Genomic DNA, 17,538 nt, shown 5'->3' on the forward strand with positions numbered 1-17,538 from the left:
CCACACCAAGGAACCCCTATGTCCAAGACTCAGTTGTTCGACCTCGACGGCAAAATCGCTTTCGTCTCCGGCGCCAGCCGCGGCATCGGTGAAGCCATCGCCAAACTGCTGGCCCAGCAAGGCGCCCACGTGATCGTTTCGAGCCGCAAGCTCGAAGGCTGCCAGCACGTCGCCGACGCAATCGTCGCCGCCGGCGGCAAAGCCACCGCCGTGGCCTGCCACATCGGTGAAATGGAGCAGATCAGCCAGGTCTTCGCCGGCATCAAGGAACAATTCGGGCGTCTGGATATCCTGGTCAACAACGCCGCGACCAACCCGCAGTTCTGCAATGTGCTGGACACCGATCTGGGTGCGTTCCAGAAGACGGTCGACGTGAACATCCGGGGCTACTTCTTCATGTCGGTGGAAGCCGGCAAGCTGATGCGCGAAAACGGTGGTGGCAGCATCATCAACGTCGCGTCGATCAACGGTATTTCACCGGGCGTGTTCCAGGGCATCTATTCGGTGACCAAGGCCGCCGTGATCAACATGACCAAGGTCTTCGCCAAGGAATGCGCGCAGTTCGGCATCCGTTGCAACGCCCTGTTGCCCGGCCTGACCGACACCAAATTTGCTTCGGCACTGGTGAAGAATGACGCAATCCTCAAGCAGGCGCTGACGCAGATCCCGCTCAAGCGCGTGGCCGACCCGAGTGAAATGGCCGGGGCGGTGTTGTACTTGGCAAGCGATGCGTCGAGCTACACCACCGGGGTTTCGCTGAATGTGGACGGTGGGTTCCTGTCCTGATTCGGCTGACAATCAATAACCCTGTGGGAGCGCGAAGGCGTCGAGTCAGTCAACGTTGATGCTGGATGGGCCGGCCCCTTCGTGAGCAAGCCCACTCCCACCCTTGATCGCGGCCGGGCCCTGAACCGCCATCTATCGCCTATCCTCTGTGGGAGCGGGCTTGCTCGCGAATGCGGTGTGTCAGCCGACCGGTTTATTGACTGACACACCGCTTTCGCGAGCAAGCCCGCTCCCACATGGGTTGTATTTCAGGCATCGATGATCTTGGGCAACTGCCACCCAAAGTCCACCCGCCGCAATCGCGCCGTCAACGGCAAACACTGCGTGTCGACCCGAGCCCTCAACGCAAACGCCGCCCCACGCTACTGCGTGACACAGCGAGTGGTGGTGATGTGCCGAGTGACCTGCTCGTCAACGTACATATCGCCAGACACCTGGGTATTTTCCAGGGTTTGACACGTACGAACCGGCGGCGGCGGAGGTGCAGCAGGCGGCGGTGGCGGAGGACTGGCGCAACCGCCGAGCAGCGCGACGCAAAGGGCCAGCGACAAGAGTGGATACACGCGTTTCCCAGGATTATTCATAGGATGACCCGCGATAAATGGAAGAGCCACTTCCGCAATCACGCCCGACTGCAGCGGATGACAGAAGACCTGACTACTCATTCTTTATAGCCGACCACCTTGTAAGCGCCAGTTAAAGGGAGGGGGATGGGGAAATGGGCTGTCGATTTTGCGGGGAAGGATCGGGGGAGTGAATTCAGGGGGGAACGGGGGATCGTGAGGCCGCCTTCGCGAGCAGGCTCGCTCCCACAGTGGGAATGGGGGCGTCCTGATGGAGATTGATCGGCTGTCGGGCCGCCTTCGCCAGCGGGCGAAGGCCTGCAGTGAAGCAAAGCGGCGCGCCCGCTGTGCTCCTGACCATTCAAACCCAGGCAGTCGTTGCCGCAGCAACGGATCTACCCCCAAAACCCCGGCCTAAGCCGAATCCGGATCCCGCGAGGATCGCAACGAATTGCTCTCCAACTCATACCGCAACTCATCCACCAACGCCGCCACTGACTCTGGCGTACGCAACGCATCGAGCTTCAACCCGCTGATCACCAGATCCACCTGCCCCGTCTCCGGGTGATACAACTTCACCGTCAGCGAATGATCACCATCCACCAGACACTCACACGCCAACGGCGAAAAACTCTGCTCCAGGCGCGCGCGCAACTGCGCAAGATTCATCATGGAGGCTGTTCCTTTAGCTGCTTCGAAGGGAGCACGATCCCAAGCCAACAGGCTCGTATCGCACTTCACCAGACTAAGAACACCCCGCGCACACCAACACCTCCATTTGCACCGGATCAACTAGTGCATTTGCACCTACCGTTGACCCTTGCCACCCCACTCACCGGAAAACAAACCCCGCTCGCGCGCCCAGACAATCGCCTCGCTACGGCTGTGCACATCGAGCTTGGAATACACCGTCGCCACATGATTACGCACCGTGTTCGGCGCCAGCTTCAGCCGCGCCGCAATCTCCTTGTCGGCCAGCCCTTCACAGATCAGCCCCAGAACATCACGCTCGCGCGCCGTCAGGTCAGTGAACGACACGCTGGGCAGTTGCGGCGAGTTGACCTTCTTCACATTGGCCAGTTTTTCAATCAGCGTACGGCTGAACCACGAGGCGTCTTTCATCACCTCTTCAATCGCCGCCACCAGCTCAAGCTCAGTGCGTTTGCGCTCGGTGATGTCCATCAGCACCAGCAGATAACACGGCGTGTCCTGAATATTCACGGTGTCGGCGGACACCGCGCACTCCAGCAGATCCGCGTCCTTCTTGCGCACCCGCACATCGACCCGATCCACCCGTCCGTTTTTCGCCAGTGCGGCCAGCAGCCGGGCGCGGGCGCCATCGTCGTCGATGAAGTTCAGCTGCGTCACGGTTTTGCCCAGTACCTCGTCGCTGTCGTACGCCAGGGTGTCGAGGAACGCCTGATTGACGTCGATCACCTGCTGCTCGTCAGCGCTGCAGATCAGAATCGGCACCGGGGTCAGGCGGAACGCCTTGGCAAACCGCTCTTCACTCTGGCGCAGCGCCACTTCAGCCTTGTGCCGCAGCTCCATGTCGACGAAGGAAAACAGCATGCAGTCCTCGTCGTTGAGCTGCAGCGGCTGACCGGCGACGATCACCTGCTTGCTGCCGCCATCGGGCAGACGCAGTTCGGCCTGCATTTGCGGAATGGTCGCCACATCGCGCAGGCGCTGAATCGCCAGGTCCTTTTTTTCAGCCTGTTCAAAGATGTCGATTTCGTAAGCTGAAGTACCGATCACTTGCTCGCGGGTGTAGCCGGTCATCTCGAGAAAACCGGGATTGACCTTGATGTAACGCAAATCGCTGAGGCGGCAGATCACCGCCGGTGCCGGGTTGGCGTTGAAGGTCTTTTCGAAGCGCTGTTCGGCGTTGGCCCAATCGGTGACGTCGCTCATGATCAACACCAGCGACTCCGGCTGCCCTTCGCGGTCAGTCAGGATCATGCTGCGCACGCTATGCACCCAGACGTGTTCGGGGTCGTCCACGGCAGACACCTCGATCAGCACGTCGCTGAAGGCCTCGCAACGTGCCGCACGGCTGATGGGGTAGTTGTCCGCTGGCACCGGATGATTGTTGCGATAGCGCAGGCTGAAACGCTTGGCGTACTCGTCAGCGTTGCTGCCCAGCTCACCGATCCGGCTGACCCCGTGCATGGCCAGCGCTGCCTCGTTGGCCCAGAGGATGCTCTGATCGAGTTCCAGCAGAATCACCCCGTCGGACAGCCCGGCGATAATCTGCTGCAACTGGCGACGATTGGTTTCACGGGTCAGGACTTCCTGGCTCATTGGATCTCCACAGGGAATGCGCGTGTGAAGATTACGACCGCAGACGCCCGTGATCGTGCCGACGAGTTCAGCACACCGCGAAACCTGTGGGAGCGGGCTTGCTCGCGAAGGCGTCGTGTCAGTTGAAAATTCAGTTGAAGGACACACCGCATTCGCAAGCAAACTCACTCCCACAAGGGGTCAGCGGTGATTTGCAGATTCCACCAGTTCGCGCAGGGTGTCGAGAAACAGCTTCAATACCGGCGAAGCATCGTCCGCGCGATAAGTGGCATACAACGGCACTTCCGGCAGCGCCGGAGTCAGCTTGCGAAATACCAGCCCCGCCGGCGCCAACTGCGCGATCGAGGCCGGCAACAGCGCCACGCCAAAACCCGCGCGCACCAGGCTGAGCAAGGTCTGCACCTCGATCACCTGCTGGCGGATCTGCGGAGTGAACCCGGCCTGGATGCAACACTGATAGAGAAAATTGGCGAACCGCGACTGCTTCAATTCCAGCGCGACAAACGGCTCCAGAGCCAGATCCGCCGGCGCCAGCGGTTCGCGACCGGCCAGCGGATGATCGGCCGGCATCACCACGTGAATCGGCTCGTGGATCAGCAGTTCATTGCGCAGCAGCGGATCGTCATAACCGACGCGAAACACGCAGGCGTCGATACGCTTTTCCTTCAGCGCCTTGACCTGCGCCGCCGGGGTCATTTCGTGCAGCCGCCAGCTCACTTGCGGATAGCGCTCGCGAAACAGGTGCAAGGCCTTGGGCAGCACGCCAACCATCACCGAGCTGATCATGCCGATTTCCAGCTCGCCGAGCTGCCCGCGCCCGGTCTGGCGGGTCAGGTCCAGCGCCCGTTCAAGCTGCTCGAACACCAGCGGCGCTTGCTCCTTGAGCATCTGCCCCGCTGCCGTCAGCTCGACCCGATGGTGACTGCGCTCGAACAGTGGCGTGCCCAGCTCCTCCTCCAGCAGCCGAATCTGCTGGCTCAGCGGCGGCTGGCAGATGTGCAGACGCTCGGCGGCCCGGCCGAAGTGCAGCTCATCGGCCAGGGCCATGAAATAGCGCAACAGGCGCAGGTCCATGGCGGCTTACCCCAGGCTCAGCGGTGTTGAGCGCTGGCGCACGCCGGTCAGCGCGAACAAGGCGTTGGCTATCGCCGGAGCCACCGACGGACTGCCCAACTCGCCGACGCCACCGGGTTTGCCCGGTTCGCCGTCCAGCACCAGAACGTCCGTGACCGGCATGTCCGACATCCGGGTCACGCGGTAGTCGTGGAAGTTGCTCTGCACCACCCTGCCCTGTTGGATGTCGAGCCGGTCGAACAGCGCATGGCCGAGGCCCCACATCAGGCCGCCGTAGATCTGCTCCTCGACGCCACCGGGCGACACGGCCAGGCCGCAATCGACCACGCACGTCAGCTTCTGGATTTTGGCCTTGCCATCGACCGTCGCAACCTGCGCCACCACCGCGATAAAACTGGTGTAGCCCTGATTCGTCGCAATCCCCAATGCGGTGCCCGGCGGCAACGACTGGCCCCACCCGGCGCGCTCGGCAGCCTGTTTGAGCACCGCCACATGCCGTGGCCGCTCCTGCATGTTGGCCAGCCTGAACGCCAGTGGATCGGCGCCCGCCGCATGGGCCAGTTCATCCATGAAGCTTTCCACGGCGAACACGTTGGGGATGAAGCTCACCGAGCGATACCAGCCGCTGGGCACCTGGCTTTCGTGCTTGACCCAGTTCAGTTCCAGATGTGGCGGACGATAAGCGAAGTCCCACGCGGTGATCGCTTCGGTGGTGCTGTAATCCATGTGATCCGGGCGCTCGAAGTAACCCGGCTCCCACTGCTCCGGCGACGCCGGTGACACCGCGTGCAACTGCAGCGCGCTGAGTTTGCCCTGGGCGTCGAGCGCGCCTTTGACCCGGTGCAGCGTCGCCGGGTGATTGAACAGCGCGTGCATTTCATCTTCGCGGCTGTTGAGCAGTTTTACCGGTACACCGCTCTGCTGCGCCAGATACGCCACTTCGAACAACCAGTATTTGGCCTCCCGCGCACCGAAGCTGCCACCGGACACCAGCTCGTTGATGGTGACTTTGTCCTTGTCGATGCCGCACACGGTTTGCGCCGCTTCCAGGGCCGAGGACGGCACCTGCACACCGCCCCAATAGGTGATCGCCTGGTCCTTGACCTGCGCAGTGATACAGATCGGCTCCAGCGGGTTCTGCACCTTGTAGGGCATGGTGTAATCGGCTTCGATCAACTTCGCCGCAAGCGGCCATTGCGCGCCGACGTCACCATGAGTCATGGCCTTGATGGTTTGGCTTTTGGGATCGGAAATAGCGGCCGCTTGCGCCTCGGCCAGTCCTGCGCTGTCGAACCCGGCCAACGGCGAATCACTCCACTTGATCTCCAGCACCTTGCGCCCCTGCTGCGCCGCCCAGAATGTATCGGCCAGCACTGCCACGCCTTCCAGGTTGCCGCCAAGCACATCGGGCCGCCCCGGAATCGCGATCACCCTGCGCACCCCCGGTATCTGCAACGCTGCCACCGAATCGACGCCGAGCACCTTCGCACCGACCACCGGCGTCCGCTGAATCACCGCCACCAGCATCCCCGGCACCTGCACGTCGATGCTGTACTTGAAGCCCCCACAAACCTTGGCCGCCGCGTCACGCTTGTGCCGCAGTTTGCCGATGTATTTGAACTGCGCCGGATCCTTCAACGTGACCTTGGCCGGTGCCGGGAGATGTGCTGCCACGTCGACCAGTTCGCCGTATCCGAGGCTGCGCTTGCTGGACAGGTGAACCACCCGGCCTTCCTCGGTGCTGCAACTGTCGGGGCTGACTTTCCATTGTTTCGCCGCCGCCGTGATCAGCAGCGCCCGCGCGGTCGCCCCGGCCATGCGCAAGCGTTCGTATTCCAGCGACACACTGGTGCTGCCGCCGGTGGAGAAAACTTTCCAGATCGGGTGAATGTAGGTGTCGAAGAACGGGTCTTCCGGGGTGATGACCTGCACGGTCATCGGGTTCACATCCAGCTCCTCGGCCACACACGCAGCCAGCGCCGTTTGCGTACCGGTGCCGGAATCGTGCTTGTGCACCACCAGTTTCACGGTACCGTCAGGGAAGATCCGCACCCAGGCGTTGGGTTCAAACTCAGTGGCCGGGGCCGGGGCTTTCGGGTCGCTGGCGGCCACGCCGCTCGGCAGATACAGGGCAATCGCCAGACCCGAAGCCACCGTCGCCGCTTGCTTGAGAAACACCCGGCGTGAAGGTTCGATCAAGGTGTCGTCGAGCGGGCTCATCACGCCTCCTTCGGCGCATTCGCCGCGCGCTTGATCGCTTTGTTGATCCGACCGTACGTGCCGCAGCGACAGATGTTGCCGGTCATCGCATTGCGGATCGAATCGTCGTTCACCACCGCGCCCGTGTTGAGCAACGCAGCCGCTGACATGATCTGCCCGGATTGACAGTAGCCGCATTGCGGCACATCTTCGGCGACCCAGGCCAGTTGCAGCGGATGGCTTTGCGTCGGCGACAAGCCTTCAATGGTGGTGATGCTGTGGCCCGCGACGGCGGCCAGCGGCAACTGGCAGGAACGCACCGCGACCCCGTCCAGATGCACGGTGCAGGCACCGCACAGGCCCATGCCGCAGCCGAACTTGGTGCCGGTGAGTTTCAGTAGATCACGCAGGACCCATAACAAGGGCATGGAGGGGGACGCTTCATCCAGCTCGCGTCGTACGCCGTTTACCGTGAATGCAATCATTGTCAGGCTCCAAAAGAGCGGCCCGTCTTTGTGCGGGCCTGGTCATCGATTATTGGGACCCCGGGCAAAACGCGGCCAGCGACGATTTCTGCCAACCGCTGTAAGCAGGACTAACAACATGTACAAGCGATACCCGTCGGTGCAGTCCATGAGCGCGTTCATCCACGCGGCGCGCAGCGGCAGTTTCTCCAGCGCCGCGCGCAAACTCGACCTGACCCACAGCGCCATCAGCCAACAGATCCGCGCGCTGGAGGATTTCATCGGCCAGCCGCTGTTCGTGCGTGAAGGTGGCGGCAGCAATCTGACCGATGCCGGGCAGTTGTTTGCCAGTGTGCTATCGGACGGTCTGGCGCAGATTGATCGGGCGATTTCCTCGGTGAAAAACCGCAGCATGACGCAACGTTTGACGCTGGACGTCGACAGTGAATTGGCGCAGAGCTGGCTCAACCCGCGCCTGCTGCAGTTGCTCGATGGGCTGCCGGATTACGAGGTGACGCTGTTGTCGATGCCGCGCAGTGATCGCAGCGCGTTCGAGCGGGTGGATCTGGCGTTGCGTTACGGTTATGGCGACTGGGATGACTGCGAGATGACGCAGATCTGTGGTGATCGGGTGTTGGCGGTGGCTTCGCCTGAGTTGCTTGAGCGCCATGGCTTGCAACTGCCGTTAAGCCCCGCGCAGATTCTCGAACTGCCGCTGTTGGGCTATACGCGACGCTCGTGGATTCCGTGGCTGGACGCGGCGGGGATGACGCCGACCGAGCCGCCGGCGCGGGTGATTTTCGATAACGCGGCGAACCTGATTGCGGCCGCCGAGGCCGGTGTCGGAGCAGGACTGGTGCGTGGTTTATTGGCGGCTGACGCGTTGCGCAGCGGGCGGCTGGTGGCGTTGAACGAGGCGCAGATTGCAGCGCATTACAACCTCTATGCAGTGTGGCCGCACGGCCAGGCCGAGCGTGTGGCGCCGGTGGTTGAGGTGATCAGGCAGCTAGCCTTGCAAACACCCCACTGACGCCTTCGCGAGCAAGCCCGCTCCCACATTTCGAACGCATCCGCCAACTGCAATGCATCCCCCCTGTGGGAGCGGGCTTGCTCGCGAAGAGGCCCTGTCAATCACATCACCGCTGAATGACACTCCGCCTTCGCGAGCAGGCTCACTCCTACATTTCGAGCGCATCCGCCAGCTACAATGCATCCCCCCTGTGGGAGCGGGCTTGCTCGCGAAGAGGCCCTGTCAATCACATCACCGCGGAATGACACTCCGCCTTCGCGAGCAGGCTCACTCCTACATTTCGAGCGCATCCGCCAGCTGCAATGCATCCCCCCTGTGGGAGCGGGCTTGCTCGCGAAGGGGCCCATCAGCCACATCACCGCTGAATGGCACTCAGCCTTCGCGAGCAGGCTCACTCCTACATTTCGAGCGCATGCCGCCAGCTGCAATGCATCCCCCCTGTGGGAGCGGGCTTGCTCGCGAAGAGGCCCTGTCAATCACATCACCACTGAATGACACTCCGCCTTAGCGAGCAGGCTCACTCCTACATTTCGAGCGCATCCGCCAGCTGCAATGCCCCCCCCTGTGGGAGCGAGCCTGCTCGCGAAAGGGCCGGTACAGTCAGCGCAAATCCAAAACCATATCGCCCAAGTATCACCACCGCGCCCAATTAATATTGTACGAACCCCTCCCCCCTTTCCAATACTCGCCCTCAGCAACCACCCACCCGGGCCGGATGCGAACAGGCGAGGGAATGCGCGTGTCTTGCGCATAGAAACGGCCGATTGCCCGGGACGTGGATGCCGAGAGCCGCAAGGCTCCCTTCCCCGCTATCAGGAGATCGACTTCAATGATCATCGATATCAGCTGCTATCCCACGGATCTCGTGGACCTCGCCTGGAGGCATGACGGTGACCCGTTCACCGGCGAGCGTCTGCTGGAGATGATGGATGGCCCGTACATGGTCAACGGCAAACCTCGCCGTATCGACAAAGCCTTCATCCAGCCCCCGCAGGGCAACACCATTTACACCTGGACCGACGGCGAACTCTCGGGCCGCGAATCCATCGACGCCTACATGGCCTACACCCTGAAAATGGTCCAGACCTACCCGGATCGCTTCATCGGCTGCTTCGTCTACAACCCGCGCTGCGGCGTGGAAAACGGCGTCGAGGCAATCGAGCGCTACGTCAAGGAACACGGCTTCAAGATGGTCCAGATGCAGGCCAACATGCACGCCTACCGGCCTGACCGTGCACTCGACTGGGTGCGCCCGTGCTTCGAGAAATGCGCCGAACTGGGCATTCCGGTGAAGCTGCACACCGGCGACGGTCCGTACAGCATTCCGTCGGAATGGGTGCCGATGATCAAGGAATTCCCCAACGTCGATTTCATCATGGCCCACTTCGGCGTGCAGACCGGCGGCGTCTACGTGTTCGAACCGATGCAATGGGCGATGGAGCTGCCCAACGTCTACTGCGAATCGGGCTGGTGCCTGCAATCACGAATCGTCGAGTTCGCCAAGGTATTGCCGACGCACAAGATCCTGTTCGGCACCGACACGCCACCGAACGAACCGGGCATGTGGCTGCGCCTGCTCGAAGTGCTCTGCCACGAACCGCCACAGGGCTTGAACCTCGACGAGGACACCCTCGAAGACTACCTGGGCAACAACACCGCGCGGATGATCGGCCTTGAGCCTACCCCGCCACCGCGTTCCGTTTCCGAAGCAGAGGCGCAACTCAAGCGCCCCGTCACCACTCAACTGGCCAGGAGCTGAACCGATGATCATCGACACCCATCTGCACCCCACCAACCTGGTCGACGAGGCCTGGCGCCACACCGGCGAACCGTTCACCGGCGAGCGCATGCTCAAGCTGATGGACGGCCCTTACATGATCAACGGCAAACCACGCCGCATCGACATGGGTTTCATCCAGCCGCCACCGGGCAACACCGGATATCGCGACGGCAACCGCCGGGGCCGCGAGGGCGTGCGCGACTACATGTCGTACGTCGCCGAGCTGTGCGTAAAGTACCCGGATCGCTTCATCGGCAACTTCAACTTCAACCCGCGCTGGGGGCCGGAAAACGGTGCGGCAGAGCTGGAATTCCACATCAAGGAATACGGCTTCAAGATGCTCAAGCTGCACGCCAACATGCACGGCTATCGCCCGGACCGCGCACTCGACTGGCTGCGCCCGGCAATGAAAGTCTGCGCCAAATACAACATCGTCGTGCTGATCCACACCGGCGACGGTCCGTACACGATCCCGACAATGTTCTACCCGATCATCCGCGAGTTCCCGATGGTCAATTTCATCATCGGCCACTTCGGCATCCAGACCGGCGGCAACTACTCGTTCGAAGCGTTCTGGATGGCGATGGACACGCCGAACGTGTACTGCGAATCGGGCTGGTGCTTCCAGTCGCGGATCGTCGAGTTTGCCAAGGAACTGCCGCGCAACAAGATCGTGTTTGGCACCGACTCGCCGCCGAACGAGCCGGGCATGTGGCTGCGCGAGCTGGAGGTGTTGTGCTCACCGGCGCCACAAGGGTTGGGCATCGATGAGGATCATCTCGAGGATTACCTGGGCAACAACATCGCCCGGTTGTGCGGGATCGAACCGACGCCGCCGCCCAAGGACCTGGCCGAGGCGGACATACGCCTGACCACCACGTATCTCTAGGTACACGCACATTCCAATGTGCGAGCGGGCTTGGTCCGGGCGGCGATCCAACGAATGTGGTGGATCAGTCACCTTCACCGCTGAATGACACACTGCATTCGCGAGCAAGCCCGCTCCCACAGGGGAGCAGTATCACCACAGGCAACACAGCGACTTTACAGGCACGAAGATGACCCGGCGTTCCTTCGACCGGCAGGCCAACGGCTGCTCGATCGAACACCAACTCACCCCTGCGTGCCTGCTTTTTAAGAGGTGAAACCATGACCCGTTCGACGCTCGGCGACTCCCAGGACTTTCACGTGTTCATCGATGCCTATCGCCGTGAGTACCCGGACGATGTGCTGACCATCACCCAACCTGTTTCTGCCGATCAGGACGTCACCGCCCTGGTCGATGCCCTCGCCGCCCAAGGTCGCGATCCGCTGCTGATCTGTGAAAACGTCGGCAATCTCAAGGGGCCGGTGGCGACCAACCTGTTCGCCTCGCGTACCCGCATTGCACGGTTGTTCGGCGTCACCCCGGCGCAATTGCACGAAACTTTCCAGCGCCGCGCCAACCAGCCCATCGCCCCGCGCTATGTGGAAAGCGGCCCGATCCTCGATGAAGTGTTCGAAGGCGAAGCACTGGATCTGGCGCTGCTGCCGATGCTCAAGCATTTCGACAGTGATCGCGGCCCTTACATCACCAACGCGATCATCATCGCCGAGGACCCGCTGACCGGCATCGCCAACATGAGCTACCACCGCTCGATGCGCCACGCCCGGCAGGCCCTCGCCACCAGCCTGCACTCACGCGGGCACTTGTGGCGGATGCTGCAGACCGCCCGTGAACGCGGCGAAGAGTTGCGCGTGGCGATGGTGGTCGGCGCGCACCCGTTGTTCATGCTCGCCGCCGCGGCACGCTTGCCCTACGGTAGCGATGAACGCGCAGTGGCTGGCGGCTTGTTCGGCGCACCGCTGGAACTGGTTAAAACCCCACGCTACGGCATCGGCGTACCGGCTTGCGCCGAGTTTGTTCTGGAAGGCGCCATTGACCCGGCGGCCTACGCCGAGGAAGGCCCGTTCGGCGAGTTCAGCGGCTATTCCTCGGATCGTTCGACTAACAACGTATTGCGAGTCGACACCCTGTTGAAGCGCAAAGACGCCTGGCTGGTCGATGTGATGGGTGGCCGCTACGCCGAGCACCTGACCCTCGCCCGGCTACCCCGCGAGGCGGAAATGAGCGAGAAGCTCAAGGCGCGTTTCCCTGCCGTCACCGCCGTGCATTACCCGAACTCCGGCACGCATTTTCATTGCTACGTGGCGCTGGACCAAAGCCGCGATGGCGAGGCGCGGCAGATCATGCTCGCCCTGCTCGGCTGGGACCCGTACCTGAAAAACGTGATCGCGGTGGACAGCGACATCGACATCACTGACGACAGCCAGGTGCTGTGGGCGCTGGCCACGCATTTCCAGCCGCATCTGGACCTGTTCATGATCGACGGTTTGCCCGGCAGTCCGCTGGATCCGTCCTCATCCGTCAATGGCACCACCTCTCGCATGGGCCTGGATGCCACACGCGGCTCAGGCTTCGACGGGATCAGGGCGCAGCTTGATCAGGATGTGCTCGAGCGGGCGCGGGTTTTGCTCAAAGGGCTGCCAGTGTGAACCGCCAGCGGATGGTGGTCGGGATCAGTGGCGCGTCGGGTTTCATCTACGGCGTGCGCCTCCTGCAATTGCTCGCCGAACTGGACATCGAAAGCCACCTGATCATCAGCCGCGCCGCGCTGCTGACCATGGCCCACGAAACCGACTACAAACTGGCCGACGTCGCTGCACTCGCCAGCCACTACCACCGCGCCGATGACGTCGCCGCCGGGATCGCCAGCGGTTCGTTTCGCTGCCTGGGCATGGTAGTCGCGCCGTGTTCGATGCGCACGCTGGCGGAAATCGCCACTGGCACCTCGTCGGGGCTGATCGGCCGCGCCGCCGACGTCACCCTCAAGGAGCGCCGCACCCTGGTGCTGATGGCCCGCGAAACGCCGCTGACCCTCGCCCACCTGCGCAACATGACGGCGGTCACCGAGATGGGCGGGATCATCGCGCCGCCGGTGCCGGCGTTCTATGCCCGCCCGGAAAACCTCGGGCAAATGGTCGATCACAGCCTGGGCCGAGTGCTCGACCTGTTCGGCCTGGATGCCGGCGTTGCCCGCCGCTGGCGTGAACACCCAAATCCCTGTGGGAGCGAGCCTGCTCGCGAAAGCGGTGGATCAGTCGCCTCCGCGCTGAATGACACACCGCATTCGCTAGCAGGCTAGCTCCCACAGTTGATCGCACTCCGACAAAAAAGCTAAGGAGATCCAGATGAACACCCCCTTCAACGCCCCAACACCCAACACCAAAATCCCCGTGACCATCCTCACCGGTTTTCTCGGTGCCGGCAAAACCACCCTGCTCAACTACATCCTCAAGGAAAACCACGGCCGTAAAATCGCCGTGATCGAAAACGAGTTCGGCGAGGTCGGCATCGACGGCGATCTGGTGCTCAGTTCGGAGACCGAAGAAATCTACGAAATGGTCAACGGCTGCGTGTGCTGCACCGCCGAGGTTCGCGAGGACCTGGTGCGCATCGTCCGTGAACTGGTGGCGCGTCCGGTACGCCTCGATCACATTCTGATCGAGACCAGCGGCCTGGCCGATCCGTACCCGGTGGCGCAAAGCTTTTTCATCAATGACCCGATCGCCGAAGAAGTCGAACTCGATGCAATCGTGACCATGGTCGACGCCAAGCACATCGCCCAGCACCTGGAGGATCTGCAACTGGATGGCGTCGATAATCAGGCGGTGGACCAGATCGTCTGTGCCGACCGCATCGTCATCAACAAGGTCGATCTGGTCAGCAGCGACGAGGTGGAAACCCTGCGCGGCAAGATCCGTGGTTTGAACGCCACGGCGGATCTGGTGACTTCGACCCACGCGCAAATCGACCTGACGAAAATCCTCGGCATCGGCGCGTTCGAGTGCACGCAAAAGCTCATGGAAATCGGCGCGCACCAGCACGATCACGATGACCACCACGATCATGAAGAGCCCGACCACGAGCACGATCCAAGCGTGTCCTCGGTGGGCATCGCCGTGGACGGCGCGGTCAACCTGATGGCCTTCCACCGCTGGATCAGCGAGCTGCGCTCATCGCAGGCCGACAATCTGTACCGCATGAAAGGCGTGCTGGCGGTGGCCAACGAAGACCAGCGCTACGTGCTGCAGGGCGTGCACAGCCTGGTGGAGTTCCGCGCCTCGACCGCATGGGGCACGGAGCCCCGTTCGAGCAAGATTGTGTTCATCGGCCGCGACCTGGACCGCGCGGCCCTGAACCAAGGCTTTGCCGCCTGCCTGGCAGGCTGAACAAGGTGTTGGAGCCGGTGGATGGCGGCTTCGCAGCACGAATGACTGATGCCGTTTTTTTACAACACAAACCCGGTGGGAGCGGGCTTGCTCGCGAATGCGGTGGGTCATTGAACATTGATATCGACTGACACACCGCATTAGTCGGATCGCCGCCCGGACCAAGCCCGCTCCCACAAGGATTGCGGTGTCTCTAAGACAGCATCAGACGAATACCCCTCTTTACCGAATAACAACAGCTAGAGGTGATTCCCCATGTCGTCAGCCACTCCCTCCTCCACCGTCCACCCCGTCGACCGCGTCCTGCCGGTACGACAGATGCTCACCCTCGGCCTGCAACACATGGCTGTCTCGTACATCGGCGCCATCGCCGTGCCGTTGATTGTCGCCAGTGCCCTGAAGATGTCCCATGCCGACACGGTGGTGTTGATCAGCACCACGCTGTTTTGCTCCGGCATCGCCACCCTGCTGCAGACCGTCGGTTTCTGGAAGTTCGGCGTGCGTCTGCCGATTCTGCAAGGCGTGGCGTTCAGCAGCGTCGGGCCGGTGATCGCCATTGGCAGCGACCCTCAGGTAGGGTTCGCCGGGGTCTGTGGCGCGGTGATCGGTGCCGGGATCTTTACCATGTTGATGGCGCCGTTCGTGGGCCGATTGCGGCGGTTCTTCCCCCCGGTGGTCACCGGGTGCATCGTCACCGTGATTGGTTTGCAGCTGTTCCCGATTGCCTACGAGTGGGTCGGTGGCGGACGCAACGCGAGCAACTTCGGCGCCCCGGCGTTTCTCGGCGTGGCGGTGGTGGTGTTGCTGACTATTCTGCTGGTCAACCGTTATGGCAGCCCGTTGCTGCGCAACATGGCGGTGCTGATCGGCATGCTGATCGGCGCCGGTCTGGCGTACGCGCTGGGCATGGGCAATTTTCACAGCGTCGAAGACGCGCCATGGCTGACCGTGCCCTACCCGTTCTACTTCGGCCTGCCGACCTTCAGCCTGATCCCCATCGCGACGATGGTAGTGGTGATGATCGTGCAGATGGTCGAGTCGATGGGGCTGTTCGTGGCCATCGGTGACATCGTCGACAAACCAGTGGAAGACAAGCAGGTGATCAACGGCCTGCGCGCCAATGGCCTGGCCAGCACCATCGCCGGGATGTTCGCCGCATTTCCGTTCATTGCCTTCATGGAAAACGTCGGCCTGGTGATCCTGACCGGCGTGCGCAGCCGTTGGGTGGTGGCGGTCAGCGGCCTGCTGATGTGCTCGATTGCACTGGTGCCCAAGGCTGGCGCAATCATCGCCTCGATGCCGACCGCCGCGCTTGGTGGTGCGGGCATCGCGATGTTCGGCGTGGTTGCGGCGGCCGGCATCCAGACCCTCGCCAAGGTCGACTACGAGCGCAATCGCTACAACGTGCTAATCGTCGGTTTCACCATCGCCGCCGCCCTGGTGCCGGTGCTCGCCCCGACCCTGTTCAAACAGTTGCCCGAGTGGTCACAGCCGTTCCTGCACAGCAGCGTGGTCATCGCCTGCCTAGTGTCGGTGCTGCTCAACGCGGCGCTCAACGGCGTCAGCGTGCCCGACACCACACCCGGCAAATCCGCCTCGCACATCCTTTGACTGGAGCCTGCCCATGACTCAACTTCAAAACATCCTGATCAAAAACCCGCTCGCGGTGATGACTGGCCTGCGCGGCCCGCGTGCCCGGGCGGGTGCGGTGGACATCCGCGTGGTCAACGGACGCATTGCCGAAATGGCCGCCAACCTTGAGCCTCAACCCGGTGAACGGGTCATCGATGCCCGTAACAGCGTGGTATATCCGGGCTGGATCAACACTCACCACCACCTGTTCCAGAACCTGCTCAAAGCCGTGCCCGAAGGCTTGAATCAGGATCTGCAGGGCTGGCTGGCGAGCGTGCCCTACCCGCGCCTGAACCGCTTCACCCCGCAACTGGCGCGGATCGCCGCACGTTTGGGCATGGTTGAATTGCTGTTGTCCGGCGTGACGACCTGCGCTGATCACCACTACCTCTACCACGCACACGGCACGACCGAGACCGGGGATTTACTGTTCGATCTGGCCGATGAATTCGGTCTGCGCTTTGTGCTGTGTCGCGGTGGCGCGCTGGAGTCGGCGAGCGCCCACCCGGGCTTCTCGAAAACCGCGCTGCAACCGGAAAGCCTCGAGCAAATGGTCGGCGACCTCGAACGGTTGAAATCGCTGTATCACCAGGACACCCCGGACGCCCTGCGCCGGGTCGTGGTGGCGCCCACCACGCCGACCTTTTCGCTGCCGCCGACCCTGCTGCGCGAACTGGCGCACAGCGCGCGCGGCCTCGGTTTGCGTTTGCACACACACCTGTCGGAAACACGGAACTACGTGAATTTCTGCCGCGAGAAATACAACTGCCTGCCGGTGGAATTCGTCGCCGAGCACGAATGGCTCGGCCCCGACGTATGGTTCGCCCACGCCGTGCACCTGCAACCGGGAGAAATCCGCATGCTCGCCCAGACCGGCACCGGCATCTCGCACTGCCCGGTGAGCAATGCGCGTCTCGGTAGCGGTGTCGCGCCAGTGCCGCAAATGTACGAGGCTGGCGTGCCGATCTCCCTCGGCGTCGATGGTGTCGCGTCCAATGAGTCCGGCAGCATGGTCGGCGAAGCCAACACCGCGTGGCTGATCCACCGTGCGGAGCAAGGCGCCTCGGCGACCACGGCTGAAGATGTCATTCACTGGGGCACGGCGGGTGGCGCGCAAGTACTCGGCCTCGGAGCGGTCGGCACGCTCGAAGTCGGTCAGGCAGCGGACCTGGTGATCTACAGCCTCGATCATCCACGCTTCTTCGGCTTCCACGACAGCGCAGTTGCACCGGTCGTCGCGGGTGAACCGATTGCCGTGAAATACAGCCTGGTGGGCGGGCGGATCGTCGTCGATGACGGGGTGATTCCGGGGCTGGATATCGAGCGGATGCGGGCCGAGGCGTGGGAAGGTGTGCAGGCGATGATGAAGGTCGAGGATTGACTCAAGTTCCGCCCGGATCCCTGGTGTGAGCGGACTTGGTCCGGGCGGCGATC

The 17,538-nt window shown here is 62.5% G+C and carries 14 protein-coding genes; 9 read left to right on the top strand and 5 right to left on the bottom strand.

Annotation, left to right across the window (positions count from 1 at the left end; genetic code table 11):
• Positions 1-18: 18 nt before the first annotated feature.
• Positions 19-786, top strand: coding sequence for an SDR family oxidoreductase (locus AC1UK9_RS16375; RefSeq protein WP_025111442.1), 768 nt, complete (start codon positions 19-21; stop codon positions 784-786).
• A gap of 977 nt (positions 787-1,763) precedes the next feature.
• Here AC1UK9_RS16375 and AC1UK9_RS16380 read toward each other — a convergent pair.
• The 5 genes from AC1UK9_RS16380 to AC1UK9_RS16400 form a co-directional block, all read right to left on the bottom strand.
• Entirely contained in the window at positions 1,764-2,021 is a 258-nt protein-coding gene (locus AC1UK9_RS16380) for a DUF1652 domain-containing protein (RefSeq protein WP_482577996.1), read from the bottom strand.
• 135 nt (positions 2,022-2,156) lie between these two features.
• On the bottom strand, positions 2,157-3,653 hold the full coding sequence (locus AC1UK9_RS16385) for a helix-turn-helix transcriptional regulator (RefSeq protein WP_482577997.1): 1,497 nt from the start codon (positions 3,651-3,653) through the stop codon (positions 2,157-2,159).
• A 180-nt stretch (positions 3,654-3,833) separates the two neighbouring features.
• Positions 3,834-4,727 (bottom strand): LysR substrate-binding domain-containing protein, encoded by an 894-nt coding sequence (locus AC1UK9_RS16390; RefSeq protein WP_025111439.1) that lies wholly within the window; start codon positions 4,725-4,727, stop codon positions 3,834-3,836.
• A gap of 6 nt (positions 4,728-4,733) precedes the next feature.
• Complete coding sequence (locus AC1UK9_RS16395; RefSeq protein ID WP_482577998.1) at positions 4,734-6,947, bottom strand: xanthine dehydrogenase family protein molybdopterin-binding subunit; 2,214 nt, start codon at positions 6,945-6,947, stop codon at positions 4,734-4,736.
• Positions 6,947-7,411 (bottom strand): (2Fe-2S)-binding protein, encoded by a 465-nt coding sequence (locus AC1UK9_RS16400; protein WP_473012826.1) that lies wholly within the window; start codon positions 7,409-7,411, stop codon positions 6,947-6,949. Before AC1UK9_RS16400 ends, AC1UK9_RS16395 begins: the two co-directional genes overlap by 1 nt.
• Before the next feature lie 118 nt (positions 7,412-7,529).
• Here AC1UK9_RS16400 and AC1UK9_RS16405 point away from each other — a divergent pair, with 118 nt between their 5' ends.
• The 8 genes from AC1UK9_RS16405 to AC1UK9_RS16440 all read left to right on the top strand — a co-directional run bounded on the left by AC1UK9_RS16405 (position 7,530) and on the right by AC1UK9_RS16440 (position 17,485).
• Positions 7,530-8,420, top strand: coding sequence for a LysR substrate-binding domain-containing protein (locus AC1UK9_RS16405; protein ID WP_482577999.1), 891 nt, complete (start codon positions 7,530-7,532; stop codon positions 8,418-8,420).
• Positions 8,421-9,249: 829 nt separating this feature from the next.
• Positions 9,250-10,179, top strand: a complete 930-nt coding sequence (locus AC1UK9_RS16410; RefSeq protein WP_064587109.1) for an amidohydrolase family protein — start codon at positions 9,250-9,252, stop codon at positions 10,177-10,179.
• A 4-nt stretch (positions 10,180-10,183) separates the two neighbouring features.
• Positions 10,184-11,089 (top strand): amidohydrolase family protein, encoded by a 906-nt coding sequence (locus AC1UK9_RS16415; RefSeq protein ID WP_007952854.1) that lies wholly within the window; start codon positions 10,184-10,186, stop codon positions 11,087-11,089.
• A 260-nt stretch (positions 11,090-11,349) separates the two neighbouring features.
• Positions 11,350-12,735 carry a UbiD family decarboxylase gene (locus AC1UK9_RS16420; RefSeq protein WP_025111434.1) on the top strand — a complete coding sequence of 462 codons (1,386 nt, stop codon included), beginning with the start codon at positions 11,350-11,352 and terminating at the stop codon, positions 12,733-12,735.
• An 11-nt stretch (positions 12,736-12,746) separates the two neighbouring features.
• The gene (locus tag AC1UK9_RS16425; protein ID WP_029977696.1) at positions 12,747-13,385 is read left to right on the top strand and encodes a UbiX family flavin prenyltransferase; all 639 of its coding nucleotides are present in this window, start codon (positions 12,747-12,749) and stop codon (positions 13,383-13,385) included.
• A gap of 46 nt (positions 13,386-13,431) precedes the next feature.
• Positions 13,432-14,472 carry a CobW family GTP-binding protein gene (locus tag AC1UK9_RS16430; protein ID WP_025111432.1) on the top strand — a complete coding sequence of 347 codons (1,041 nt, stop codon included), beginning with the start codon at positions 13,432-13,434 and terminating at the stop codon, positions 14,470-14,472.
• Positions 14,473-14,727: 255 nt separating this feature from the next.
• Positions 14,728-16,083, top strand: coding sequence for a nucleobase:cation symporter-2 family protein (locus AC1UK9_RS16435; protein ID WP_482578000.1), 1,356 nt, complete (start codon positions 14,728-14,730; stop codon positions 16,081-16,083).
• Between the two features lie 13 nt (positions 16,084-16,096).
• A complete protein-coding gene (locus AC1UK9_RS16440; protein WP_482578001.1) occupies positions 16,097-17,485 on the top strand; it encodes an amidohydrolase family protein in 1,389 nt (462 codons plus the stop codon).
• Positions 17,486-17,538 lie beyond the last annotated feature (53 nt).

The organism is Pseudomonas sp. AK-TSAG1-1 (genome assembly GCF_056821665.1).

Coding starts and splice junctions, on each gene's coding strand:
- AC1UK9_RS16375 (WP_025111442.1), top strand. CDS start 19: ATGTCCAAGACTCAGTTGTTCGACCTCGACGGCAAAATCGCTTTCGTC.
- AC1UK9_RS16380 (WP_482577996.1), bottom strand. CDS start 2,021: ATGATGAATCTTGCGCAGTTGCGCGCGCGCCTGGAGCAGAGTTTTTCG.
- AC1UK9_RS16385 (WP_482577997.1), bottom strand. CDS start 3,653: ATGAGCCAGGAAGTCCTGACCCGTGAAACCAATCGTCGCCAGTTGCAG.
- AC1UK9_RS16390 (WP_025111439.1), bottom strand. CDS start 4,727: ATGGACCTGCGCCTGTTGCGCTATTTCATGGCCCTGGCCGATGAGCTG.
- AC1UK9_RS16395 (WP_482577998.1), bottom strand. CDS start 6,947: ATGAGCCCGCTCGACGACACCTTGATCGAACCTTCACGCCGGGTGTTT.
- AC1UK9_RS16400 (WP_473012826.1), bottom strand. CDS start 7,411: ATGATTGCATTCACGGTAAACGGCGTACGACGCGAGCTGGATGAAGCG.
- AC1UK9_RS16405 (WP_482577999.1), top strand. CDS start 7,530: ATGTACAAGCGATACCCGTCGGTGCAGTCCATGAGCGCGTTCATCCAC.
- AC1UK9_RS16410 (WP_064587109.1), top strand. CDS start 9,250: ATGATCATCGATATCAGCTGCTATCCCACGGATCTCGTGGACCTCGCC.
- AC1UK9_RS16415 (WP_007952854.1), top strand. CDS start 10,184: ATGATCATCGACACCCATCTGCACCCCACCAACCTGGTCGACGAGGCC.
- AC1UK9_RS16420 (WP_025111434.1), top strand. CDS start 11,350: ATGACCCGTTCGACGCTCGGCGACTCCCAGGACTTTCACGTGTTCATC.
- AC1UK9_RS16425 (WP_029977696.1), top strand. CDS start 12,747: ATGGTGGTCGGGATCAGTGGCGCGTCGGGTTTCATCTACGGCGTGCGC.
- AC1UK9_RS16430 (WP_025111432.1), top strand. CDS start 13,432: ATGAACACCCCCTTCAACGCCCCAACACCCAACACCAAAATCCCCGTG.
- AC1UK9_RS16435 (WP_482578000.1), top strand. CDS start 14,728: ATGTCGTCAGCCACTCCCTCCTCCACCGTCCACCCCGTCGACCGCGTC.
- AC1UK9_RS16440 (WP_482578001.1), top strand. CDS start 16,097: ATGACTCAACTTCAAAACATCCTGATCAAAAACCCGCTCGCGGTGATG.